A 23,425-nucleotide genomic window follows, 5' to 3' on the forward strand; every position below is an offset into this window, starting at 1 on the left:
AAAGAGGGCTTGGGTTTAGGATATTAGGAAATCAGTTATTTTTTGTGCTTGGTTAATTTCAAAGTGAGCAAACCAATTTGAGTCGCGTGAAATATTGAACTGTTTCATAATTGCTGCCACTTCTTCAGGTGGCCAGCCAACTAATGCTACCGGGCGGGGGGTATTGTTTTTAACCCAACCTTTAGTGGCATGGGCCAGCACAGGAAACAAATGAGCCAGGGTACCCTCACGTCCGTGAAAAAATAAGAAAGCGTTAGAAGTCGCGATGAATAATCCAATGCGTATTCCCCAGGCTATCTCCTTAAGCATTGATGGTATAAAACTTTCATCTCGTCCGAATAATTCATTGGCTATTTTTACACAATCAACAGCTTCAATTTCCTCATAGGTTACCTGGCGGTTAACATCCATTTCGTGGGGATGGATTGTTATACCTGATTCTTGGAATAGTTTTACAAAGCCGCCGTAAGCGCCAACGTTGGCTTCATAACCGGCTTGGTGTAAAAGCTTACCTATTTCCAAAGCGGTTTCGCGAATCTGACCTTGAGGATCACGGTCGCCTTAAACAAATATTCTTTTTTTCAATTTTAACCTCCGCGGTTTTTATTTTTGTATTTTGTTATTTAAATGATTTATTTTTAACTATATAGTATAATCCATTTATAAGCTTTTGTCAATGATTATGAAGAATATTGCATTGTTAAACGCCTATGCTGAAATGAGGCAATACTTTAAAGGCCCAGTATATCGCGGTGATGGCGCAATCGTGCCTTTTGCTATAGATTCCCGGCCTTTGCAGTGGCGGCCTAAGTTAGCCATGGTAGCGGTTAAAGCTTTAGCTAAGGAAGCTAAAAAATTTAAGCCCCAGGCAATTGCCGGCGGTTTGACTGGCGGGGCTTTATGGGGCGTGCAAGTAGCGGCGGAATTAAAATTACCTTTTATTTTGGTGCGTAAGGAGCCTAGAGGAAGAAGTATTGACCGGGGTTTATTGGAAGGGGAAATTGTAAAAGATCGACAGGTAGTTATGATAGACGATTCTTTAATATCAGGACGCAGCGCTGACAAATTTATTAAGGCTCTTAAAAAAGGTAAATTAAAAATAGTCGGCTATGTGGCTATACAAGTTATGAATTTATCTTATGTAAAAAAATGGTCCAGCCGGCATAAAATACCAGTTAAATATTTACTTACTTATAAGGAGCAGGCAGATAATTTTTATAAAAGAGGATTAATTGATAAAGAGCTTTTGTATTTATTGCACAAATTTATAATTAAGCCTTATACTTGGCACAAAAACAAAGCGGATTATAAAATTTTTAAACATAGATTAATTAAACAAAAAATTTGGCGGGTAAAAAAATAATTTATGTCTCATCGATTAGGAACGATACCGGGCATTGTTATTAAAGAAGCTAGCCTAGCTAATGGTTCAAGCTTGGTTTCCATAATGAAGGCAGTGGCGGAAGGTGAAGTGGAAGTAAGAACTAAAGGTTTAGTAGTGGCTATTTGCGGTGGAAGTAGTTTGGCTCAGGATGATATTAATTGTTATAAAGCTCAGCAATTAGCCGCTGGTGTAGCTGCTCGAGGCGGGGTAATTGTCAACGGTGGAGAAAATAGCGGCCTTATGTTGGCGGTAGCCAGTGTGATTAGGGATAGTGTTTTGGGAGTGGCTTGTCCTTATCATCAAACTATTCCTTATATAAACAAAACTATAGTGAATTCTTACCAAACTAGAAAAATGATAATAACAGTTATGCCAACCGTGGTATTTTTTACCGGCCAGGTCGGCACTTTGGACGAGCTTATGACGACCATTGGTTGGGTTAAATCTTTGCTTAAACAAAATGCTTTACCGCCTAATATATGGGTAGATGATTATTGGTGGGATGTGTTAGACTTACTAAACAATAAAAATGCCATTCAGGATAACGTTTGGCAGTATATTCATAAATTTACAGAAGTTGATGAAATATTAAAGTCTTTTGTTTAAATTATTAGTAATTATTTATAAGTTATGAGTCAAAAATCTTTACGTTTGGAAATATTAGAAAAAGTTTCCCAGTTAGCCACAGCTGGTTTTGGTTTAGTGGCGGCTTTAGCTTGGAACGACGCCATTCAAACCTTATTCAAGGAATTATTCGGTACTCAATCGGCGGTCTGGGCCAAATTCGGTTATGCTATATTAATAACTGTTTTAGTAGTACTGGTAACTTATAAATTGGGAAATTTAATAAATAAATTAAAAGAGCAGTTAGGTCTAAACGACCAAGAGGATAAGAAAAATTAATTGTAAACAGTACTTAATAATGGTTTTAGAAAAAAATTGGGTCGTAGCCGAGCCTGTCCAGGAAGAAATAATTGCTCGTTTTCCTAAAATAGGAAAACTGCTTTTACAATTATTGTGGAACAGGGGGATTAAACAAGCCGAGCAAATAGAAGAATATTTAAAGCCAGATTGGTTTAAAAACGTTTTGGATCCTTATTTGTTTAAACACATGACCAAAGCGGTTAAACGAATTTATGAAGCTATTGGCAATAAAGAAGTTATTGCGGTTTATGGCGATTACGACGCCGACGGCGTTTGCGCGGCTACTATTTTGTTAGATACTTTAAATAAATTAGGCGCCCAAACCGAATATTATATACCGCATCGAGAAAAAGAAGGTTATGGTTTAAAAAAGGAAGCTATTAATTATTTACAAACCAAAAAAGTTAGTTTAATAATAACTTGTGATTGTGGAATTGCTAATTTAACTGAAGTGGCTTTTGCTAACAGTCAGGGCATAAATGTTATTATAACCGACCATCACCAAGCGCAAGACGCTTTGCCCGAAGCTTATGCTATTTTACATGCTGGTTTAGCAGAGGAAAAATATCCTTTTAAAAAACTTTCCGGTGGTGGTACAGCTTTTAAATTAGTTCAAGGTTTGTTGCGTTACGATGGTTGCCCCATGCCAGCTAAAGCCGGGGAAGCTTGGGAAAAATGGTTATTAGATTTAGTAGCTATTTCTACTATTGCCGATATGGTTCCAGTGCAAGGAGAAAATAGAGTTTTAGTTAATTATGGTTTAACCGTGCTTAAAAAAACTCAACGTTTGGGTTTACAAAAATTAATGCAAGTAGCTAATATAAATGTTGATAAAATTAGTGCTCAAACTGTTTCTTTTCAAATTGCTCCGCGTTTAAACGCAGCTGGTCGCCTAGACCATGCCAATACGGCTTTGGCCTTATTAATGGCTAATAATGAGCAGGAAGCGACGGAATTAGCTAAATCAATTTCTTTAACCAATAGCCGCCGCCAAAAAATAACCGAAGAAATGTTTGAAGCGGCCAAAAAACAAATAGGCGAGCTGGCGGTGGATAAATATTTAGTCCAGGCCTATCAGGCTGATTGGCAATTGGGTATGGTTGGTTTAGTGGCTGGCAAGCTGGTTCAGTATTATAATCGTCCGGCTTTGGTTTTATGTGATAATAATGGGCAAATTATGGGTTCGGGCCGCAGTGGTATAGGTGATTTTGATTTAGCCGCCACTTTTACTGATTTAAAAGAATATTTAACTAATTATGGCGGGCATAAAGAAGCGGCTGGTTTAAGTTTGCCTAAAGCCAATTTAGAAATATTTTTACAAGCCATGGATAAAGCCGCGGCTCTTAAATTAAATAAACAAAATTTATCAGCCGAGCTTAAGATTGACGCCGAACTTAAATTAGCGGAAATAAATTGGGATCTTTTACAAACAGTGTCTAAGGTTGAGCCGGTGGGCCAAACTAATCCCGGTGTATTGTTGGTTAGTCGGGGCTTGCGTTTAGAGGAAATAAATCCGGTTGGCTCGGATGGCCAGCATATTAGATTAATTATTTCTCAAGCCGGAACTAGCCAAAAGTTTATTTTTTTTAACGGAGCAACCAAAGTAATTAATTTAACCAAGGGTGCTATAATAGATGTGGTTTATCAAGTGGGGATAAACGAATGGAATGGTAATCAAGAATTGCAATTAAAAATTATTGATATTAAAAGCCATGACCAGTCATAATAATTTAATTATTCGAACCGACGGTGGTGCTCGAGGCAACCCAGGGCCGGCGGCTATTGGCGTGGTGATAGAAACCTGCGCCGGCCAGGTGGTTAAAAAATTTGGACGTTATATAGGCAAGGCCACCAATAATCAGGCAGAATACCAAGCTTTATTAGCGGCCTTACAAGAAGTTCAAAAATTAAAAGCCGAGATGGTAACTTGTTATTTGGACAGTGAATTAGTTGTTAAACAATTAAATAGAGAATATCGGGTTAAAGATCAGGCTTTAGCAGTTTTGTTTATTAAGATTTGGAATCTTTCCCAGGGTTTTAAAAAAATCTCTTTTCATCATGTGTTAAGAGAACATAATAAAGCAGCTGATGCTTTAGTGAATGAGGCTTTGGATAAGCAGGAATTAGAAGTTTAAATTTAGTCTAAACGCCTCAACCTAAATATAGGTTGAGGCGTTTAAGTATTTGCCAAACATATTCTATAAGCCGAATTCTGTATCCCGCGAACGCGGGACGATAGTTATCTATCTAGATCGCTTTTCGCAAAGCGACTCAAGCTACCAACCCGCTCCCGCCAAGGCGGGAGCCTATTTGGTATTGCACCGAGTAGAGTTTGCCTAGCCTTTATTGTCGCCAATAAAGCTGGTGAGCTTTTACCTCACCGTTTCACCCATCACTCCCGCCAAAAGGCGGGGGCTGGTTTGTTTTCTGTTGCACTTGTCCTGCTAATCAGGTTAAAAACTGATTAACGGTTCCTGTTAGGAATTACTCTTCCCTAAAGACGGGAACGCTATGGTGTTCGGACTTTCCTCTCCTTACCCTTATAAAGAGTAAAGGAGCAACTATCCGAATAAGCTTGGCCTAAAAAAACTAACATAAGGGTAGTAATTGTCAAGTGTTTTAAGGACCAGCTTAAGCATAGACTAAGTAGTGGTTTTTTTGCTAAAATAAAATAAGTTTATGCCTAAATTACGTCTTTTTTTAGCTACTTTGGCCTTACCACTGGATTATGTACTGGTTTTTTTAGCCGGTCTAACAGCTTATCGACTTCGTTTTGAAGGTTTTATAACAGAGTTAAGGCCGGTTTTATTTGATATTGCCTGGTCTAATTTTGTTTTGACTATGGTAGTGGCGGCCGGGGTCGTAGTTGTTTTGTTTTCTTTAAACGGTTTGTATCAGTTAAATAGGCACTTAAAATTTGTTCAGGAGATAAGTCGAATAATCGCAGCCAGCACTTTAGGCCTGGCTATAATAATGGGTTGGTTCTTTTTTAACCCCACCTTGTTTGGTTCTCGTTTTATTGTTTTAGCCGCTTGGCTTTTGGTTATAATTTTTGTTAGTTTAGGCCGAGTTTTTTTAAGATGGTTGCGTTACTATTTTTATAAAGTAGGTTATGGTGTTAGTCGTTTAGCTTTAATTGGTCAGGATACAGCTAGTCAGGAATTAATTAATTTATTTATTAAAAATAAATCTTTGGGTTTCCAAGTCGTTGTTCAGTTAGGTATTGACCAAATAAGTAATTTAGCGGCTTGGCAAAATAAAATAGATGAAGTAATAGTTGGTGACCCTAAAAATAGCCATGATAATAATTTAAAATTATTAGAATTTTGTTCAGCTAATCATTTGGGTTTTCGTTACGCCGCCGATATGTTTGAGGCCCAAACCCATAATGTGGTAGTGCAAACTTTAGCCGGCGTGCCTTTAATTGAAATTAAAAGAACGCCCTTAGATGGTTGGGGCCGGGTGGTTAAAAGAATTTTTGATATAGTTTTTTCTTTAAGTGGTTTAATTATTTTAAGTCCGGTATTTTTGGTGTTGGCCTTGTTGGTGCTTATAGATTCTGGCCGACCGATTTGGGTGGTGTTGGATAGGGTAGCCGAAAGCAATAAATTGTTTAAACTTTATAAATTTCGTTCCATGATAAAACAGGCGGCAGCTCTAAAATCTGATTTAATAAAGTATAATGAACGATCGGATGGACCTTTGTTTAAAATGAGCAACGACCCCAGGGTAACTTCTTTGGGCAAGCATTTGCGACGCTGGTCCTTAGACGAATTACCTCAGTTATGGAATGTTTTAAAGGGGGATATGTCTTTGGTTGGCCCTAGGCCGCATGAACCGGCCGAAGTAGCTAATTATTCTATTTATCAAAAAAAACTTTTAAATATTAAACCAGGTATTACCGGTTTAGCTCAAATATCCGGCCGGTCTAATTTAAGTTTTAATGAAGAAGTTAAGTTAGATTTATTTTATATAGAAAATTGGTCTCTAACTCAGGATTTGTTTATATTATTCAAAACCATTTTTGTTGTTTTGGGTCGGCGTAACGCGGTTTAAAACTTTTTTATTTTCTATTGTTTTTAAGTACTGGTTAAGTTATTGTTACCAAATATGAAAATAGCTTTAGCTCATGATCATTTGAATCAAATTGGTGGCGCCGAAAACGTTTTAGCTGAATTTCATCGCTTTTATCCCGAAGCGCCGATTTTTACGTTATTACATGATCAGGAAGCCATGGCTAATTTTACTAAAGATTGGGATGTACGAACTTCTTTTATACAAGATTTACCCGGGGGTTTAAGATTTTTTAAATGGTTTTTGTCTCTTATGCCGGCGGCCGTGGAGCATTTTGATTTAAGAGATTATGATTTGGTTATTACTTCGGCTTCAGCTTTAATAAAAGGTGTTCTAGTTCAACCGGAAGCAGTAAATATTTGTTATTGCCATACGCCGACTCGCTATTTATGGAGCGATACACATAGTTATACTTCCGATTTGCCTCAACCAAGAATTATTAAAAAGGTTTTACCTTTGGTTCTTAGTAAATTAAGGCAGTGGGATTTTGTGGCTGCTCAAAGAGTAGACCATTATGTGGCCAATTCTAATTTTGTGGCGGCTCGCATTGCTAAATATTATCGGCGCCAGGCTAAAGTTATTTATCCGCCGGTTAATACTGATTTGTGGGGCGAACCTCAAGAGCCAGAAGATTTCTTTTTGTTGGTCTCGCGCTTACGGCCTTATAAAAAAGTGGATTTAGCCATTAAAGCCTTTAATAAACTGGGCATTCCCTTAAAAATAATCGGCAGCGGTGAGCAAACAGAAGAATTAAAAGCTTTGGCTGGAAAAAATATAGAATTTTTAGGTCAGGTAACCGATCAGGTTAAGGCGGATTATTTGGCCCGTTGTCGCGCTTTAATTCATCCCCAAGAAGAAGATTTTGGTTTAACAGTCATTGAAGCTATGGCGGCTGGCCGGCCGGTTATCGCTTACGCGGCTGGCGGTGCTTTAGAAACCATTAACCCTGGTCAAAATGGGGTATTTTTTAAAGAACAAAGTTGGGAAGCTTTAGCCGACGCGGTTATACGTTTTCGTTATCAAGATTTTGATCAGTTGGCTATTCAACAAACCGCTACTCGTTTTTCTCGCCAGCAATTCGCTCAAAATTGGCAAGCTTATGTAGACGGTTTAAAAATAAAAAATAATTTATGATTATCGGCCTAGATTTAAGATGTTTGCAGGATAATTGGCGAACCGGCGTGGGGGAATATGCCTGGCAAACCATTAAGCATTTAGCAGAACCTAATTTTAAATTAAATTTAATTGGTTACGCCAATGCGGCCGGTTCTATAAAGTTGCCGGAGGATTTACCTGCTAACTTAAAATTAATCAGACAAAGAATTCCTAATCGTCTTAAGAATTTATCCTTTTATTTGGGCTTAGAAAATATTGAATCCGCTTTAACCATTAATAAGCAGGCGCCAGATGTTTTGTGGTTACCTAATCCCATGTTTGTTAATTGGTCAGCCAGCCAGCCAGCTGTTTTAACCGTGCATGATTTATCTTTTATTCATTATAAAAAATTTTTCCCTGGGCGTGGCCGTTTATGGTATTTTCCTATGGTTAAAAAACTTTTGCGACAATTACCCAAAACTACTAAAATTGCGGCGGTTTCTAATTATACAGCCGATGATTTGTTGGAGCAGTATCCTAATTTAACCGGTCAGGTGGAAGTTGTTTACCCAGGGGTGGAAGAAAAATATTTTCCACAAATAGCAATCGATAAACTCACGCCCGTATTGGCTAAATATAATTTGTCGCGGCCCTATTTTTTAACCTTGGGAACTATTGAGCCTAGGAAAAATCATTTATTGCTACTTAATTTATACAGCCGTTTAGTACAAAAAAATCCAGCTTATCCCTATGATTTAGTAATAGCTGGCGCTTGGGGTTGGCGGACTAAAAAAATTTCTGCTTTATTAAAAAAATTAAAATTAGGTGATCGGGTAAAAGTTTTAGGTTATCTACCGGCTGAGGATAAACCGTTTCTTTATCAAGGCGCTAAATTATTTCTTTATCCGTCCTTTTACGAAGGCTTTGGTATGCCGGTTTTAGAAGCTATGGCTTCGGGCTTACCAGTCTTAGCCAGTCAAACTTCCTCTTTACCCGAAGTGGTGGGTGAGAGCGGTTTATTACTTAATCCTTATGATTTAAAGCCCTGGCTTAAAGCTGTGGAGCAATTAATTAGTGATGATTCTTTAGCCAGTCAATTTAGCCAAGCTGGAAGAATTAGAGCTAAAGATTTTACTTGGTCCAAAACAGCTGCCAGTTACGTGGCTTTGTTTGTAAATAGTCAATAAATTATGCGCTTAGCTATTGATGCCAGATTATTCGGTCCCAGGCAACATCGCGGTTTAGGCCGTTATCTTAGTAATTTGATTAATCAATTAGCTAAACAGGATAAGCTGAATGATTATTTTTTATTGATTAATCCCAAAAATAGCGAACAGCCTGAAAATTTGCCCAGTAATTTTCATTTAGTAAAGGCTCCTTGGCCAGTTTATGGTTTAGCTGAGCAATTTTTTTTACCCAGGTTAATTGTCAAATTAAAAGTTGATTTAGTCCACTATCCTCATTTTAATGTACCCTGGTTAACACCGCGGCCTTATTTGGTTACAGTACATGATCTTATTATTCATCATTTTCCTTTTAGTCGAACCAGTTCTTTGCCTAAGTTTTTATATTTTATAAAATTGTCGGTTTATTATGCCGTAATTAAACGGGCAGTTAGTCGGGCCGCCCAAGTTTTAACAGTCAGCCACAGCACGGCTCAAGACTTAATAAGTCACTATCCAAAAATTAAAAGTAAAATAGCGGTTATTTATTTGGCCCCGACCCCTAGCCAGCCAACGGATTTGCAAGTTGGTTATGATTATTTTTTGGTGGTTGGAGCAGCTTATCCGCACAAAAATTTAGAGCGTTTAATTTTAGCTTATGCGGCTGGTAATTTTGCCAATAAAAATATTAAATTGCTAGTGGTTGGTCGGGAAGATTTTTTTACTAATCGTTTAAAAAAATTAATTAAAGATAAAAATTTAGACTCGGCTGTTATTTTTTGGGGCCCAGCCAGCGAAGGGGATTTAGCCGCCCTTTATAGCCAGGCCACAGCTTATGTTTTACCTTCTTTGTGGGAGGGGTTTGGTTTTGGTCCCTTAGAAGCCCTGGCTTACCATAAGCCGGTGGTAGTATCGGCTTTGCCAGTTCTTAAAGAAATACTCGGCCAAGCGCCAATTTATTTTAATCCGCAACAGGTGGAGGATATAAAAAATAAATTACAAGAAGCACTGGACAAGCCAATTGCCAAAGTTTTTTCACCAGCCACCTTGCCACGGATTTATGATTGGTCTATTACTGGACAGCAAGTTTTAGCCATTTATCAATCATTTAAAACACGACTACAGGTTGAATAATTGCTCAGCTTCTCCTACAATTAACTTGTTATGACTGCTAAAAATAATTTAAGTAAACAAAAATCCGATAATGGTTGGCAATGGTGGAGTTTAAACTTGTCCACCTCAGCCAATCAGCTTAAAAAAAGTAAAATTAGTTTATCGCGTCACGTACTTAATTTAAGGGCTGATTTAAAGCCAATTATTGAAGAGGCGCCAATTAAACAGGTGCCCAACGTAGTTTTACCAAAAGTCTGGCCTAAAAAAAATAATGACTTTAAATTAAAAAAATCTGTCAAAGGATTAAATCATTATTTTAATCAGGTATTAAAAAGGGGGAGTGGTCGTTATTATAACCAAGCGCGCGATGTTAGTTTAATAGTTTTAGTCGAAACGGTTTTGTGGTTAAGCGAAGCTGTTTGGTACTTATTGTTATCAGCTTTTTTAAATGTTTATCAAGAATCCGGCCCTTTAATAAAGGATATTAAGGCGGATATTAAAGAGTTTAAACGTCTACTTGGTTTGGCTATGTTTTCTCCGTGGCGTTTAATAACTGTTAGTCAAAGTTCTAACTCTAAATCTTCGGCTGGTCAGCGGGTGGATTTAACTTTGCCGGTTGATAAAAAAAAGATAGTTTGGTTGCAAGCGGCCGGCTTTATGATTTTGTCGTTGGTTATAGTGGTGCCCTTTAAAGTAGTGGCCACTTGGCAATCTTTGCAGGAGCGTCAGTCCACGGTTATGTCTTTATCACATCAAGCTATTGAGATGATTAAAAATGGCACAGTTAATTTGAGTAATGGTGATATTGATATGGCTGGTGATAATTTCAATCAGGCCGCCGCTACTTTTGACCAAGCGGCTAAACAATTACAGCTCTGGCCAGAAAGAGTTATGGTTCTGTTATCCCGTTTGCCGGGCAAACCGCAACAGTATGTGGCCGGTAGTTATTTACTTCAAGCTAGTCGGGAGGTTTCTCAGGCAGCTGTTTTGGCTGTGGAATCTTGGCGCAGTATTATTGGCGCCACACCAGAGCAATTAGGTAACCACTTAGGGGATACCTTATCTGTTTTAGAAAATACTTTACAAGAAATTCAACCTCATTTGGATAAAGCCGCTGATAATTTAAGCAAAGTGGATCCAGATTCTCTACCCCAAGAACTTAAAGAACGTTTTGTTTTACTGCGTCAGGAACTTAATCAGTTAAATGGTTTGCTCCATAATTTAATGGCTTTACCGGTTTTTTTACAGCGAGTTGTTGGCCAAACCGAAAGCAAAACTTATGTAGTAGTTTTTCAAAATTCTAGTGAACTTAGGCCCACTGGCGGTTTTATGGGTAGTTTAGCTTTTTTGGATATAAGTCAGGGTGCGGTACAAAAAGTTAATATTCCTGGGGGCGGACCTTATGATTTTCAAGGTTCTTTAAGTCGTTTAATCAGCCCACCACCGCCTTTACGTTTGGTGCGGGGTACTTGGCAATTGCAAGATGCTAATTGGTGGTTTGATTGGCCAACCTCGGCTAAAAAAATTCAATGGTTTATTACTGAATCAGGCGGTCCCAGTACCAACGGCGTAATTGCTATAACACCGGACTTGGTACTGGATTTGCTTAAATTAACCGGCCCGCTGGATTTTCCAACTTACAACAAAGTTTTAACGGCTGATAATTTTTTGCGGGAAACCCAACTGGCTGTGGAAGTGGATTATGATAGACAGGCTAATAGACCTAAACAATTCATTGCCGATTTAGCACCTTTGTTAGTGGAAAAAGTTATGCAGTTGTCGCCGGCTAAAAAAGGCCAGGCCTTATTGTTGTTGGAAAAAGCTTTAGCTAGTCGCAGTTTGCAATTTTATTTAAGCGATCCTAATTTACAAGCGGAAATTTTAACTTATGGTTGGGCCGGCCAAGTAAAAAGCGTGCCCATGGATTATTTAGCCGTGGTGCGCACTAATATCGGTGGCGGTAAAACCGATTTAGTTACCCAAGATACTTTGCGCCACAGTGTAGAAATAACCCCGACTGGCGAAATGATTGCCAAAATTAGTTATCAGCGCCAACATCAAGGGCGAGCTGAGGATATTTTTGAAAAAAGACGAAATGTTGATTATGTTAGATTTTATTTACCTTTAGGTTCTACTCTTTTATTGGCTCGTGGTTTTACACCGCCGCCAGATAATTATTTTAGAGCCGTGCCCGAGGAAGCGGAATTGGACGAAGATTTAAGATTGCACGAAGAATATATAGCTACAGATAAAGAGTCGGGCACCAGAATTAGCGAAGAATCTGGTAAAACGGTTTTTGCTAACTGGCTTAGCGTAGCTCCTGGGGAAACGCAAGAAGTAAACTTGGTTTATAAATTACCTTTTGTTTTGCCCTCCACCGCTGGTTGGCAAGATTTACGGCGTTATCAAATATATTTCCAAAGGCAGGCTGGTGTTCAGCCAATTGATTTTTTGTCTACAGTCACTTGGCCTAAAGATTGGTCGGTCCGTTGGCAAAACTCTTCCGATAGTTTGCGCAAACAAGACAATCAACTAATTTTTACCAGTGATTTATCCAAAGACGCTTATTATGGTTTGATTTTAGAAAATTTATCAGCAGCTAATTAGTATTGACTTTATCTTTAATATGTGGTATCATTAGTAATATAAGATCCTGACTGGTTGGAGGACATTAGAGAATGACTATAGAGGACTGTACGGGTAAGCCATTAGATGGTTTAAGCTGTGCACCTTCGTTTGCTTGGATACCAACATTTGGTCACTCTAAGCCTTCTCACCTCCAGCCAATCGGGATTTTTTTTGGCCAAAATTATTATGAAGCCAACTACTAGCAGTCTTAGTTTAATTAGTCGCGGCGCTATTATTATAGCCGCTTTTTCAATTTTATCGCGCTTGTTAGGCCTGGTCAGAGATCGTTTATTAGCCTCAACCTTTGGTGCTACCGCTACCCTGGACGCTTACTACGCCGCTTTTAAATTGCCGGACTTTATTTTTAATACCTTTGTTTTAGGGGCTTTAGCCGTGGCTTTTATTCCTTCTTACATTCGTTTAAAAAACGAGGCCGGCCCTAACCAAGCTTGGTTATTGGTTAGTCGACTGTTAAATTGGTTAGTAATTTTTTTATTAGCCGCCGCTATTGTAGGCATAATTTTTGCTAATCACTTGGTGCCCATTATTGCACCGGGTTTTTCTTTGGAGACCTTGGCCTTGTCTGTTAGATTAACCAGGTTAATGCTCTTGTCTATAGTGGTTTTTGGCGCTTCTAATTTATTAGGTTCGGTTTTACAAGCCGAGCGTAGGTTTACCGCTTATGCTTTGGCTCCAGTTTTATACAACCTGGGTTTAATTTTTGGCATTGTTTTATTAGTGCCGTATGTGGGTATTATTGGTTTGGCTTGGGGAGTTTTAATCGGTAGCTTCGGCCACTTACTGGTTCAATTACCAGCTGTTTTAAAGTTAGGTTTTAAATGGCAAGCCAGTTTTGATTGGCGAGATAAATATTTTAAGCAAGTTTTTAAATTATTATTACCTCGAACCTTCGGTTTAGCGGCCAGTTCTTTAAACGATATTATTACAGCCGCTTTTATTTCTCATTTAGCCGCTGGTAGTTTGGCGGCTTTTGCTTTAGCTGTTAATTTACACAGTTTTCCCATAAATGTTTTTGGCGTTTCTTTAGCCATAGCGGTTTTTCCTTTGTTTAGCCAAGCTTTTAGTTTAAGCCGGCCCGATGATTTTAGGCAGCAATTTGTAGCTAGTGTACGGCGTATTTTATTTTATATTTTGCCAGTGGCGGTCATGCTCCTTGTTTTACGAGCCCAAATTGTTCGAGTGGTTTTAGGTAGCGGTTCCTTTGATTGGTTAGCTACTATTCGCACCGCTCAAATGTTGGGCTTTTTGGCTTTAGCTTTGGTATCAGACAGTTTAATACCTTTAGTGGCGCGGGCTTTTTACGCTTTACCCGACACCAAAACTCCGGTGATTGCCTCACTAGCAAGTTTGCTGGTCAATGTATCTTTATTAATAACACTGCGGCCCTTAGGTTTAACCGGCATTGGCTTAGCTTATGTGGCAGCCAGTTTAACCAATTTATGTTTACTGCTGTGGTTATTAAGCCGGCGTTTAGGTTCTTTGGGTAGCCAAGAAATTATTGCTGGCCTTAAACCAATGATGGCGGCTGCTTTTTTAGCCGGCAGCGTGGCTTATCTAGTTTTGCGCTTAATGGCGCCTGTGGTAGATATGCGCACTTTTGTCGGTATTTTTAGCCAAGGCTTGGTGGCCGGCTTATCAGGTGTAGCGGTTTATGTTACTTTAGTTTATATTTGGCGCTTGGCTGAAGTTAAATTTATAAAACAAATCTGGTTAAGCGGCCAAACTTTTGTAAAAAGATTATGGATCAGAAATTAATAAGAAATTTTTGCATTATCGCGCACATTGATCACGGTAAATCTACCTTGGCCGATCGTTTTTTGGAAATTACCAAAACTGTTAACAGTCGGGAAATGAAAAATCAACTGCTGGACCAAATGGATTTAGAAAGAGAGCGGGGAATAACCATTAAACTTCAGCCGGTCAGTATGCAATGGCAAGGCCATTATTTGAATTTAATTGATACACCCGGCCACGTGGATTTTAGTTATGAAGTTTCTCGGTCTTTGCAGGCGGTGGAAGGCGCTATTTTGTTGGTGGATGCCACTCAGGGTATTCAAGCGCAAACTTTAGCTAATTTTGAATTGGCTAAAGAACAAGGTTTAACTATAATACCGGTTATTAATAAATTAGATTTGCCAGCGGCCGATCCCGACAAGGTGGCCGCCGAATTAGCTGATTTATTACAAATTGAACCTTCGGAGGTGCTGCGAGTTTCGGCCAAAGAGGGTAGTGGGGTAGCCGAGGTGCTTAATGAGGTAATAAAAAAAGTTCCCTCACCTAAATTTAATTTACAAACTACTGGTCGAGCTTTAATTTTTGATTCACGTTACGATGATTTTCGCGGAGTGGTGGCTTCGGTCCGTTTAACTGACGGACAAATTAAAACCGGTGATAAATATTGGTTATTAGGCAGTCAGGATAATGGTGAAATTTTAGAAACCGGAGTTTACTCACCCAAGTATAACAAAACTAAAGATTTAGTAGCTGGCCAAATTGGTTACATAGTTACTGGTCTAAAAGATATTAGGCAGGTCCGGGTGGGGGATACTTTAGCTGTTAGTAAACAAGCCCAGCCCTTGCCTGGTTATGTGGAAGTAAAACCTATGGTCTATGCTGGTTTATACCCGGGAGCTGGGGAAAATCCTTCTAAATTACGGGAAGCTTTAGAAAAATTAAAATTAAACGATGCTAGTTTAATGTATGAAGGTGAACATTCACCAGCCTTAGGCTATGGCTTTCGTTGTGGCTTTTTAGGTTTATTACATTTAGATGTAACTCGCGAGAGATTACAACGGGAATATGATTTAGCGGTTATTATTACCACGCCGTCTGTGGCCTATGAAGTTGTTACTAATAAAAATGAAACTTTTATTGTACGAGGTGCTTTGGATTTACCAGCTAGGGAAAACATAAAATCCATTAAAGAGCCGATGGTGCGGGTGGATATGGTAACACCTTCAGAATACATTGGTAATTTAATGGGCGTGGCCCAGGATTTTCGTGGACTTTATTTAACCACTGATTATTTAGGTGGCCAACACAATCAGGCGCGAGCTGTTTTGCGTTATGAAATGCCTTTAAGCGCGATTTTGGTGGATTTTTATGATCAAATTAAAGGAGTAAGCGCTGGTTATGCTTCTTTGAATTATGAATTTTTAGAATATCGGGATTGTGATATAAAACGTTTGGATATTTTAGTGGCCGATGAAGTGGTGGAAGCTTTAGCCACTATAGTTTACACAGACGAAGCTTATCGCCGAGCCAGAACCATTGTTGGCAAATTAAAAGATTTATTGCCTCGCCAAATGTTTGAAGTAAAAATTCAAGCCGCTTTTGGTGCCAAGGTTTTAGCTTCGGAGCGAATTCCCGCTATGCGCAAGGATGTTACGGCTAAATTATACGGCGGTGATGTTACTCGAAAAAGAAAATTATTAGAAAAACAAAAAGCCGGTAAAAAGCGTATGCGTTTGCAGGGTAAGGTGGCTATACCAAGCAAAGCCTATTTAGCTTTAATCAGCCGGCAAGAGTAGAAAAATTAAAAGTTAGAATTTAGAATAATTAAAAATCTTAATTCATACTTCATAATTCGTAATTCTTATTCTAAAGAAAGGCTGGGCTAACAGTTAGCAAAACCATCATTACAGCCACGATAATGCTTACTACCAACCAAACTTTATTGCGCCAAGAATGTTTTTTCGACATAATAAATTAACAGAATAAAAAAGTTAGGCTTAAGAATTTAACAAAATTCAAATTAATTAAAACTATTAAAGTTTTTTAATTTATTTATAACTTCCGGATATTCTTTAAACAAATTAATTACAGGTAGCATTAATGGTTTGGGTAAATTATTTAAAGAATACCAACCAATTTCCTTAATTTTATCCGGTTCTCCTATAATCGGTTTTCCAGAAACACCCTTAGCTATAAAATCAACATTTACATAATGTTTTTTTGGAGAAAAAATATTATTTACTACACCAATTATTTCAATATCTGTTAAATTTAAACCTACTTCTTCTTTTACTTCTTTTTTACAGCAATCTAAAAAACTTTCGTTCATTTCTAGGTGTCCACCAGGCGGGCACCATGTACCAGGTTCATGAGCGCTGGTCCGCAATGTTAACAAAAGATTACCTTTGCCGTCGGATATGTATATACCAATACCTACCTTAGGCCTGATTATATCCATAATTTTAAATTAAAAGTATAATGCACTTAAGTAATTAACTTATATGATTAACCTTAGCAAATACTTGGAACCTGGTGAAGTGGTTACAGCAACTTATCAGCCAATCTTACTAAGCCAAGGCTGGACTATTTTTTGGGGCAGTTTAGCGTGGGCCTTGGCTTTATTTTTAGTTTGGCCCTTAATTAACCAAGGCCAGTGGGGATTAATTGGTTTAGGCTTATTAATTATTGTCGGTAGTTATTGGTTACTGAGGGCACGGTTATTGTGGCGCGGTACTTTATTATTACTCACCGAAAAACGTTTAATTGATATTAATCGCTTAGGTTTATTTAAAGAAGTTGTTTCTCAGGTGGCCTATGTAAATTTGGAAGATGTTAATTGGACTAAGCCTGGTTTAGCAGCTCAATTATTAAATTACGGCACCGTGGCGGTAAGTTATAGCCACGGCACTATAAAATTAAATTTTAGTCACATAAAAAATCCTAAGGAATTGGCCACTAAAATTATTAGCCAGCAAAATTCTGTTTAATTTTTGTGATTAAGGGTTTAAGTTATATAATGTAAATATGAGCAAACGTTATGATTTTTGGAGCATAGTAACTTCGCGAATTTTTTTGTTAGTGGCTTTGGTAGCTATAGTTATTATTGGTGTTGGAATAACCAAAAGTTTATTAAGGCGGGCTGAACTGCAAAAAGAAATAAACCAATTGGAAAGCGACACCGCTGTTTTGGAAAATAAAAACAGTGAGTTGGGGAAATTAATAGATTATTTAGCTACTGAGGAATTTAAAGAAAGAGAAGCTAGATTACGTTTAGGTTTGCAAAAGCCTGGTGAAACCGTGGTCGTTATACCTAGTTTAACTAATACTAACAGCCAAACCAATTTAACAAATCAACAATCTACTGCAGAATTAAGTAATTGGCAACGCTGGTTAAATTATTTTTTTAAGAAATAATAAAAAGAATTCAGAATTAAGAGGGCTTGTTTTTAGACTATAGACAACACTCTGTTAATAAATTCTATTTTTTTACGATAGTATTCTTGTACGCTAAGGCCGTTACTTTTTTCTTTTAATTGTTGATAATCTTTAAGGCTTTTGGGATTATTTCGTAAATATGTTTCAAATTTAACAGCTTTTTTCCAATCAGCATGTTTTTTGTTAATTAAAAAAATATCAATATGCTTTCCTTGATACTTTGTTACAAATCTAATCCTTTCCAAGGGGTATAAACTTTTTGGCTCCCCGTACATTTTTTTTAAAGGTTTAATTAAAGAATTGAATTCAGTAGCTAAAACCGGAAGGTAAATATCAATTTCATCTTGTCCAGATATTCCCAAACTTGTTGCTCCATGATGTTCTACTTTTATTTTTTGACCTAGTACATTTTGAATTTTTTGCTTAACCTTTAAAAATTTTTCTTCAGCTGTTTGGTCAAAAGGAATAATTTTGATTTTATCAATAGTAGATAGGTGTTTAAGCCATTTTTCTTGTTTAAAGGTTATCATATTTACGGTTGATTATGGCTTTAGCAAAAACTGGAGCCCTCTGCCAGAATCGAACTGGCGTATGCGGTTTACGATACCGCTGTTCTACCACTGAACTAAGAGGGCTTGTTTGTTTATAAAACTGTACTAGGCTAAATTATTGCTTTTAAAATGTGGCGTAAGTCAGCTGAAGCTTTAGCGAAAGCTGGAGCGGGTAACGGGACTCGAACCCGTCTCTCAACCTTGGGAAGGTCGCATAATACCCCTATACTATACCCGCTTAATTTTGGGGAAGTTTACCTTGTAGCCAAGCAATAGCTTGTGCTGCAGGGCTGACGTACTACCATTATACTAATTCCGCTAAGGACTCTTAATTTAACCAAGACTTTTTATAGTATATCGTAATTTAGCTTAACAAGTATAGTAATCAAACAATCAAAAATCAAGGTTGGTTAAGATAAAAATTACCTAGCCTAGATAAATTTATGCTATAGTATAAAATATTATGGCTTTAATTGAATTTCGCAACATTAGCAAAATATACCCTGGCAATATTACAGCCTTAAAAGAGGTTAACTGGTCTATTGAAGAAGGGGAATTTGTTTCTTTGGTGGGCCAAAGCGGTACTGGTAAAACCACTTTGGTACGTTTGTTAATTGCCGAAGAAAAGCCAACAGCTGGTCGTATTTTGATTAGTGGTTGGGATATTACCAATGTCTCGGACAAAGAAATTCCTTTATTGCGTAAACAAATCGGTGTAGTTTTTCAAGATTTTAAGTTATTACCCCGTAAAACTGTTTACGAAAATATAGCTTTTGCTTTGGAAGTTTCTGGTTTAACTAAAGAAAAAATTGCCGGTATTGTCCCGCAGTTGTTAAAAATAGTGGGTCTAGATGAAAAGGCTAACCGTTTTCCTAAAGAAATTTCCGGTGGCGAGCAACAACGAGTGGTAATTGCCCGAGCCTTGGCTCATCGGCCAAAAATTTTGGTAGCCGACGAACCAACTGGCAACTTGGATTCCATTAACACCAAAGAAATAATCGAACTGCTTAAAAAAATAAATGAATTTGGCACCACGGTTATTTTGGTTACTCATAACAAAGAAGTAGTTAACGATCTTAAACGTCGCGTGGTTATGATAGACAATGGACAAATATTATCCGACCATGCCAAAGGCCGTTACATACTTAAATAATTTAAACTTTGCTATTAATTTGAAATTTAGAATTTGTTATTAGAAATTAGGATTTAAACTTTATGTTTGTTTCTTTTTATCGCGCTTTACGCTTTGCCGGCCAAAACTTTTGGCGAAACATTTGGCTGTCGGTAGTTACCGTAACTATTTTAACTTTAAGTATTTTTTCCGTGTCTATTTTAGGCGTTATTAACACTTTGTCTAACGTGGCTTTAAATAAGTTGGAAGAAAAAATAGACATTTCGGTTTATTTAAAGCCGGAATTAAAAACCGACGACATTCAATTAGTTAAAACTAATTTAGAAAGCATTCCGGGCGTAAAAAGCGTGGCTATTGTGCCAGCTGAAGAAGCTTTAAAAATTTTTAAAGAAAAATATCAAAATAATCCTTTAATTGCTGAAGCGCTTTTGGAATTAGGCACCAATCCTTTGGGTTCCAGTTTAACTGTTAAAGCTTTAACCGAAGAAGGTTACACCACTATTTTAAACGAACTGGAAGGGGACACTTATGAAAAATATATTCAAGAAACCAGGTTCGAAGATTATCGCACGGTTATTCAATCATTTGCCAAAATAACCGATCGGGTTAAAAAAGGTGGCCTGGCAGTTAGCTTACTTTTTATAATTATTTCTCTGTTGGTGGTGTTTAATACCATTAGGATGAATATTTACACTCATCGCGAGGAATTGGGCATTATGCGCTTGGTTGGCGCTACCAGCTGGTTTATACGGGCTCCCTTGCTTATAGAAAGCCTTATTTACGCCTTTTTAGCTACCGCTGTGACTTCTATACTGTTTTACCCACTTTTAACCGCCCTACAGCCTTATATAAGCTCGTTTTTCAACGGTTACGACTTTAATATCGTACAGTACTTTACCGAACGTTGGTTTGTCTTCTTTGGCAGCCTATTCCTAGGTTCGGCTGTTTTAAGTATGTTGGCTTCTACAGTGGCTATGCGAAGATACCTTAAGGTATAAAATTCCAAATCCTAATATCTAAATCCTAAATAAATTACAATACCCTAAATTGGAAATTAAAATATTGGGTATTATTTAGACATTAGGATTTAAGATTTAGAATTTATTAAATTTATGTCTACTGATCTCTTATCTAAAAAGTGTGTGCCTTGCGAAGGCGGGGTAGAGCCTTTAACTGAATCCCAAGCTTTAGATTATTTAAAATTGGTACCGGGTTGGGTTTTGGCTACCAATATTAAGTCTATTAGTCAAGATTTATCTTTTAAAGATTTTAAACAAACTATTGCTTTTATAAATCAATTGGCTGAACTTGCCGAAAGCGAAGGACATCATCCGGATTTTACTTTACACAATTGGAACAAACTTAATATCACTTTATCTACCCACGCTATTAATGGTTTATCTATCAACGACTTTATTTTAGCCGCCAAAATAAACCAGTTATTATAACTTGTTATTCTGGACAGTGTTTATCATTCCACCCATTCGCGCGAATTGGGGGTGATGTAGTAATTATTCATAATTCTAACTTCTATATTCTATTAGTTGTCTTGACTAGTCTTATTAGTACAATTAAGCTACAGGGCAAATAATTAAAACAAAAAGAGAGGGTACTTTGAAAACTAAAATATCAGTTTTTATAGCTTCCGGCTTGGGTGTGGGTTTTATTCCTTTGGCTCCAGGAACTTTTGGCAGTATTTTAGCTTTACCAATCTGCCATTACGCTTTGCAAATATCCCAAAACAACTGGTTTTACTATCCTTTAATAATCATTGCTATTTATATACTTGGTTATTTAAGTATAGAGCCAGCCAGAATTTTCCTAGGCACTAGAAAAATTCTTACGGGGAGGAAGTGGAGTATGACCAAAAAGAGATTATTATAGATGAAATTTTGGGTATGCTGGTTGCTTTTGCCCCTTTATTAAAAGTAAAACCGCATAACTATCTTTTGTCAGCTATTATACTGCTTATTCTGTTCCGTATTTTTGATATATTAAAACCCTGGGGAATAAACAGAATTGATGCCGGTAAAACACCGCACCATATTTTGCTGGATGATTACGTAGCCGGCTTATATAGCGCCGGTTGCTATATCCTAATAAACTTAATGTTTCCAATATAACCAAAAGCCCCGCTTATATTAAATAAAGCGGGGCTGAATTATTATATAGCAATATCTTGACCTTTAAGCTAACAAAATCTAGAATAATACAGCCAGTATTAATATTGGGTAGCCAGTTTAATTTACAATTTATAGAGTTTCGTATTTCCAGCTGGGGGATCGTCTAATGGTAGGACTCAGGCCTTTGAAGCCTGCTATGATGGTTCGAATCCATCTCCCCCAGCTGGAAATAGGAGATATAATACTTAGGACTTCCCGCCTTGGCGGGACTAATGATGGTTCGAATCCATCTCCCCCAGAGATAAAAAAGTAATGGACTTATCCGTTGCTTTTTTATCTTTTTATGGTATATGATAGATTCTAAGGGCGCGAGAAAAAGCGAACAGATGTAGTTTTGATACACACCGCCCAGGTGTCCGATTCGCCAACTGGCGAAGGAGTGAAGGAGAATCCATCTCCTCCAGCCAGTCTGGACACCGTACCTATGACCAGGACGGGTCTTCAGGTGCTCTTTGAATTATTAAGAGGTCTATAACATGGCAAAGATTAGTGACATATATCATTTAAATAAAACACAGCGCGAGTTGGATTTTGTAAACATAAATATAGACAGAGACTTTCCTGTATATCTAAATCCATTCATTTTTTCCGCGCGTCCTGATCCATTTTCCATTGATGCAATTCGAACAATTAGCGGATTTTTTCAATTTAATCTTGAGCTGATTAGGAATGGACAGATTGACCAAGCACGCGCCAACTTCCAACATTTAAATGAACCAAACGAGACATGTCTTGGAATGTCTAGAAGGAGTCCTCGAGGGCGTGGTGTCGGAGAAGAAAATGCAGATGATTTATTCGATAGCATCTCCACAAGTAGAGCAGTGGCGTCAGGGCTAGTTGAGCACCTCGAAGACACGGCAATATTTATTGAGGGCATTGGCAAGGACAAGGTTTCAGATATGACTACCAATATTATTCGTGCAAACCTCATTGCGTACACTCAGGCGCAATGCGCATTGCATGGGATTCCTATGACCACCGATGTTCCTTCGGGTTTTTTCTGGGACGCCACTAACCGCAGATGGGAGCAAGTACACACAGAAATGTTGGTAGTAAATTATAAGAAAATTTTGCTGGTACCCAAAGCGGTAGTTTCTTATGTAAAGGAATTTAATCATGGAAAATATCATCAGCACTACGCTCTTGAATTTCTCCAGGATGACCACTTGAGGAGAAATACGCCACTTGTTCAGACTACCCATAATAAAGACGGTTCCGTTAGACGTCGTTTCGTGACAAAGAAAGACCTTATTCAGCGCGAGTTAACTTCCAATAAAGAAGAACTAATCGACTTCACTAGGCGTCATCCAGAAGTTTTTAATAATTTTCGAACCGGTGCAGCATCACAGGTATTTCCAATGAATGATTCGGAGCTTGAATCTATTGATGTTAATCAGCTCATAAATCATCTCATTGCAAGACTGGGGACGATTAAGAGTGGAGATGCCACAGCATCTGCTTACCACACCCTGATGGTAGGTATTCTCGAATTTATATTCTATCCAAATCTCATTAACCCCGTTAAAGAATTAGAGATTAATCAGGGAAGAAAAAGGATAGACATTGCTTTTGATAACGGCGCTCCTTCTGACGGGTTTTTCTACAGACTGCAACATGCGTTTAGTATACCTTGTCCATATATCTTTATTGAGTGCAAGAATTACTCAAAAGATATACGTAATCCTGAGCTAGATCAAATGGTCGGTAGATTTTCCCCAAATAGGGGCAGGTTTGGAATTATTGTCTGTCGAGACATTGACGATGAAGATGTTTTTCTTAAACGATGTGCTGATTCGTATAAGGATCAACACGGATTGATTATTCCACTCACTGATGCAGACTTGATCAATATCTTGAACCAGAAGAAAGCGGGCATTGAACATCCAGAAGATGAAATTTTGTCACAGAAAGCTAGGAGAGTAATGAACTCATAATAGTGTCGCATTTGTCGCTTTTGGGCTCATTCCGAGGAGCGTCAAAATGATAGA

General features: G+C 37.8%; 23 protein-coding genes, 3 tRNA genes and 1 other RNA gene. 21 read left to right on the top strand and 6 right to left on the bottom strand.

What is annotated here, in order from left to right; translation table 11 throughout:
* Nucleotides 1-15: 15 nt before the first annotated feature.
* Nucleotides 16-522 (bottom strand): hypothetical protein, encoded by a 507-nt coding sequence (locus KKC17_03260; GenBank protein ID MBU1039213.1) that lies wholly within the window; start codon nucleotides 520-522, stop codon nucleotides 16-18.
* Nucleotides 523-682: 160 nt separating this feature from the next.
* Between KKC17_03260 and KKC17_03265 the strand changes: the two genes are divergently transcribed.
* From KKC17_03265 to KKC17_03285, 5 genes are read left to right on the top strand one after another with little or no spacing between them, the layout of a single operon-like run.
* Nucleotides 683-1,363: a hypothetical protein gene (locus KKC17_03265; protein ID MBU1039214.1), complete on the top strand. Its 681-nt coding sequence runs from the start codon at nucleotides 683-685 to the stop codon at nucleotides 1,361-1,363.
* Nucleotides 1,364-1,366: 3 nt separating this feature from the next.
* A complete protein-coding gene (locus KKC17_03270; GenBank protein ID MBU1039215.1) occupies nucleotides 1,367-1,990 on the top strand; it encodes an LOG family protein in 624 nt (207 codons plus the stop codon).
* Between the two features lie 24 nt (nucleotides 1,991-2,014).
* Complete coding sequence (locus KKC17_03275; protein MBU1039216.1) at nucleotides 2,015-2,287, top strand: hypothetical protein; 273 nt, start codon at nucleotides 2,015-2,017, stop codon at nucleotides 2,285-2,287.
* Nucleotides 2,288-2,306: 19 nt separating this feature from the next.
* Entirely contained in the window at nucleotides 2,307-4,034 is a 1,728-nt protein-coding gene (gene recJ / locus KKC17_03280) for a single-stranded-DNA-specific exonuclease RecJ (protein ID MBU1039217.1), read from the top strand.
* Entirely contained in the window at nucleotides 4,021-4,443 is a 423-nt protein-coding gene (locus KKC17_03285; protein ID MBU1039218.1) for a ribonuclease HI family protein, read from the top strand. The genes recJ and KKC17_03285 overlap by 14 nt, the downstream gene beginning before the upstream one ends.
* Nucleotides 4,444-4,493: 50 nt before the next feature.
* Here KKC17_03285 and rnpB read toward each other — a convergent pair.
* An RNA gene (gene rnpB / locus KKC17_03290) (RNase P RNA component class A) lies at nucleotides 4,494-4,885 on the bottom strand.
* A 102-nt stretch (nucleotides 4,886-4,987) separates the two neighbouring features.
* Here rnpB and KKC17_03295 point away from each other — a divergent pair.
* The 7 genes from KKC17_03295 to lepA all read left to right on the top strand — a co-directional run bounded on the left by KKC17_03295 (nucleotide 4,988) and on the right by lepA (nucleotide 15,932).
* Nucleotides 4,988-6,364 (top strand): sugar transferase, encoded by a 1,377-nt coding sequence (locus KKC17_03295; GenBank protein ID MBU1039219.1) that lies wholly within the window; start codon nucleotides 4,988-4,990, stop codon nucleotides 6,362-6,364.
* Nucleotides 6,365-6,418: 54 nt separating this feature from the next.
* Entirely contained in the window at nucleotides 6,419-7,516 is a 1,098-nt protein-coding gene (locus tag KKC17_03300; GenBank protein MBU1039220.1) for a glycosyltransferase, read from the top strand.
* Entirely contained in the window at nucleotides 7,513-8,664 is a 1,152-nt protein-coding gene (locus KKC17_03305) for a glycosyltransferase family 4 protein (GenBank protein MBU1039221.1), read from the top strand. Before KKC17_03300 ends, KKC17_03305 begins: the two co-directional genes overlap by 4 nt.
* 3 nt (nucleotides 8,665-8,667) lie before the next feature.
* Complete coding sequence (locus KKC17_03310) at nucleotides 8,668-9,774, top strand: glycosyltransferase family 4 protein (protein MBU1039222.1); 1,107 nt, start codon at nucleotides 8,668-8,670, stop codon at nucleotides 9,772-9,774.
* Nucleotides 9,775-9,804: 30 nt separating this feature from the next.
* Complete coding sequence (locus KKC17_03315) at nucleotides 9,805-12,360, top strand: DUF4012 domain-containing protein (protein ID MBU1039223.1); 2,556 nt, start codon at nucleotides 9,805-9,807, stop codon at nucleotides 12,358-12,360.
* Between the two features lie 207 nt (nucleotides 12,361-12,567).
* Complete coding sequence (gene murJ, locus KKC17_03320; protein ID MBU1039224.1) at nucleotides 12,568-14,157, top strand: murein biosynthesis integral membrane protein MurJ; 1,590 nt, start codon at nucleotides 12,568-12,570, stop codon at nucleotides 14,155-14,157.
* Entirely contained in the window at nucleotides 14,142-15,932 is a 1,791-nt protein-coding gene (lepA, locus tag KKC17_03325) for a translation elongation factor 4 (protein ID MBU1039225.1), read from the top strand. Before murJ ends, lepA begins: the two co-directional genes overlap by 16 nt.
* 224 nt (nucleotides 15,933-16,156) lie before the next feature.
* On the opposite strand, the gene KKC17_03330 is transcribed toward lepA, so the two are convergent.
* Nucleotides 16,157-16,594 carry an NUDIX domain-containing protein gene (locus KKC17_03330; GenBank protein MBU1039226.1) on the bottom strand — a complete coding sequence of 146 codons (438 nt, stop codon included), beginning with the start codon at nucleotides 16,592-16,594 and terminating at the stop codon, nucleotides 16,157-16,159.
* A gap of 43 nt (nucleotides 16,595-16,637) precedes the next feature.
* Here KKC17_03330 and KKC17_03335 point away from each other — a divergent pair, with 43 nt between their 5' ends.
* Nucleotides 16,638-17,123 carry a hypothetical protein gene (locus KKC17_03335; GenBank protein ID MBU1039227.1) on the top strand — a complete coding sequence of 162 codons (486 nt, stop codon included), beginning with the start codon at nucleotides 16,638-16,640 and terminating at the stop codon, nucleotides 17,121-17,123.
* 37 nt (nucleotides 17,124-17,160) lie between these two features.
* Nucleotides 17,161-17,550 carry a septum formation initiator family protein gene (locus KKC17_03340; protein ID MBU1039228.1) on the top strand — a complete coding sequence of 130 codons (390 nt, stop codon included), beginning with the start codon at nucleotides 17,161-17,163 and terminating at the stop codon, nucleotides 17,548-17,550.
* A 32-nt stretch (nucleotides 17,551-17,582) separates the two neighbouring features.
* Here KKC17_03340 and KKC17_03345 read toward each other — a convergent pair whose 3' ends face one another.
* The 3 genes from KKC17_03345 to KKC17_03355 all read right to left on the bottom strand — a co-directional run bounded on the left by KKC17_03345 (nucleotide 17,583) and on the right by KKC17_03355 (nucleotide 18,360).
* The gene (locus KKC17_03345; GenBank protein MBU1039229.1) at nucleotides 17,583-18,101 is read right to left on the bottom strand and encodes a GrpB family protein; all 519 of its coding nucleotides are present in this window, start codon (nucleotides 18,099-18,101) and stop codon (nucleotides 17,583-17,585) included.
* Nucleotides 18,102-18,132: 31 nt separating this feature from the next.
* A tRNA-Thr gene (locus tag KKC17_03350) sits at nucleotides 18,133-18,206 on the bottom strand.
* 80 nt (nucleotides 18,207-18,286) lie between these two features.
* Nucleotides 18,287-18,360, bottom strand: a tRNA-Gly gene (locus KKC17_03355).
* 225 nt (nucleotides 18,361-18,585) lie between these two features.
* On the opposite strand from KKC17_03355, the gene ftsE reads away from it, so the two are divergent.
* The 7 genes from ftsE to KKC17_03390 all read left to right on the top strand — a co-directional run bounded on the left by ftsE (nucleotide 18,586) and on the right by KKC17_03390 (nucleotide 23,371).
* Complete coding sequence (gene ftsE, locus KKC17_03360) at nucleotides 18,586-19,275, top strand: cell division ATP-binding protein FtsE (GenBank protein ID MBU1039230.1); 690 nt, start codon at nucleotides 18,586-18,588, stop codon at nucleotides 19,273-19,275.
* A gap of 62 nt (nucleotides 19,276-19,337) precedes the next feature.
* A complete protein-coding gene (locus KKC17_03365) occupies nucleotides 19,338-20,252 on the top strand; it encodes an ABC transporter permease (GenBank protein ID MBU1039231.1) in 915 nt (304 codons plus the stop codon).
* A 114-nt stretch (nucleotides 20,253-20,366) separates the two neighbouring features.
* A complete protein-coding gene (locus KKC17_03370) occupies nucleotides 20,367-20,702 on the top strand; it encodes a 4a-hydroxytetrahydrobiopterin dehydratase (GenBank protein ID MBU1039232.1) in 336 nt (111 codons plus the stop codon).
* A 166-nt stretch (nucleotides 20,703-20,868) separates the two neighbouring features.
* Complete coding sequence (locus KKC17_03375; GenBank protein MBU1039233.1) at nucleotides 20,869-21,138, top strand: phosphatidylglycerophosphatase A; 270 nt, start codon at nucleotides 20,869-20,871, stop codon at nucleotides 21,136-21,138.
* Nucleotides 21,108-21,377: a phosphatidylglycerophosphatase A gene (locus KKC17_03380; protein ID MBU1039234.1), complete on the top strand. Its 270-nt coding sequence runs from the start codon at nucleotides 21,108-21,110 to the stop codon at nucleotides 21,375-21,377. The genes KKC17_03375 and KKC17_03380 overlap by 31 nt, the downstream gene beginning before the upstream one ends.
* Nucleotides 21,378-21,529: 152 nt before the next feature.
* A tRNA-Gln gene (locus KKC17_03385) sits at nucleotides 21,530-21,600 on the top strand.
* Nucleotides 21,601-21,913: 313 nt separating this feature from the next.
* The gene (locus tag KKC17_03390; protein MBU1039235.1) at nucleotides 21,914-23,371 is read left to right on the top strand and encodes a hypothetical protein; all 1,458 of its coding nucleotides are present in this window, start codon (nucleotides 21,914-21,916) and stop codon (nucleotides 23,369-23,371) included.
* The last annotated feature ends 54 nt before the right edge of the window (nucleotides 23,372-23,425 follow it).

This window comes from Patescibacteria group bacterium (assembly GCA_018817715.1).
In the GTDB taxonomy this organism is placed as follows: Bacteria; Patescibacteriota; Patescibacteriia; order Veblenbacterales; family UBA10138; genus JAHITT01.

Coding starts and splice junctions, on each gene's coding strand:
- KKC17_03340 (MBU1039228.1), top strand. CDS start 17,161: ATGAGCAAACGTTATGATTTTTGGAGCATAGTAACTTCGCGAATTTTT.
- KKC17_03390 (MBU1039235.1), top strand. CDS start 21,914: ATGGCAAAGATTAGTGACATATATCATTTAAATAAAACACAGCGCGAG.
- KKC17_03305 (MBU1039221.1), top strand. CDS start 7,513: ATGATTATCGGCCTAGATTTAAGATGTTTGCAGGATAATTGGCGAACC.
- ftsE (MBU1039230.1), top strand. CDS start 18,586: ATGGCTTTAATTGAATTTCGCAACATTAGCAAAATATACCCTGGCAAT.
- KKC17_03370 (MBU1039232.1), top strand. CDS start 20,367: ATGTCTACTGATCTCTTATCTAAAAAGTGTGTGCCTTGCGAAGGCGGG.
- KKC17_03265 (MBU1039214.1), top strand. CDS start 683: ATGAAGAATATTGCATTGTTAAACGCCTATGCTGAAATGAGGCAATAC.
- KKC17_03365 (MBU1039231.1), top strand. CDS start 19,338: ATGTTTGTTTCTTTTTATCGCGCTTTACGCTTTGCCGGCCAAAACTTT.
- KKC17_03295 (MBU1039219.1), top strand. CDS start 4,988: ATGCCTAAATTACGTCTTTTTTTAGCTACTTTGGCCTTACCACTGGAT.
- KKC17_03330 (MBU1039226.1), bottom strand. CDS start 16,594: ATGGATATAATCAGGCCTAAGGTAGGTATTGGTATATACATATCCGAC.
- KKC17_03275 (MBU1039216.1), top strand. CDS start 2,015: ATGAGTCAAAAATCTTTACGTTTGGAAATATTAGAAAAAGTTTCCCAG.
- KKC17_03310 (MBU1039222.1), top strand. CDS start 8,668: ATGCGCTTAGCTATTGATGCCAGATTATTCGGTCCCAGGCAACATCGC.
- murJ (MBU1039224.1), top strand. CDS start 12,568: ATGAAGCCAACTACTAGCAGTCTTAGTTTAATTAGTCGCGGCGCTATT.
- recJ (MBU1039217.1), top strand. CDS start 2,307: ATGGTTTTAGAAAAAAATTGGGTCGTAGCCGAGCCTGTCCAGGAAGAA.
- KKC17_03315 (MBU1039223.1), top strand. CDS start 9,805: ATGACTGCTAAAAATAATTTAAGTAAACAAAAATCCGATAATGGTTGG.
- KKC17_03300 (MBU1039220.1), top strand. CDS start 6,419: ATGAAAATAGCTTTAGCTCATGATCATTTGAATCAAATTGGTGGCGCC.
- KKC17_03335 (MBU1039227.1), top strand. CDS start 16,638: ATGATTAACCTTAGCAAATACTTGGAACCTGGTGAAGTGGTTACAGCA.
- KKC17_03270 (MBU1039215.1), top strand. CDS start 1,367: ATGTCTCATCGATTAGGAACGATACCGGGCATTGTTATTAAAGAAGCT.
- lepA (MBU1039225.1), top strand. CDS start 14,142: ATGGATCAGAAATTAATAAGAAATTTTTGCATTATCGCGCACATTGAT.
- KKC17_03285 (MBU1039218.1), top strand. CDS start 4,021: ATGACCAGTCATAATAATTTAATTATTCGAACCGACGGTGGTGCTCGA.
- KKC17_03345 (MBU1039229.1), bottom strand. CDS start 18,101: ATGATAACCTTTAAACAAGAAAAATGGCTTAAACACCTATCTACTATT.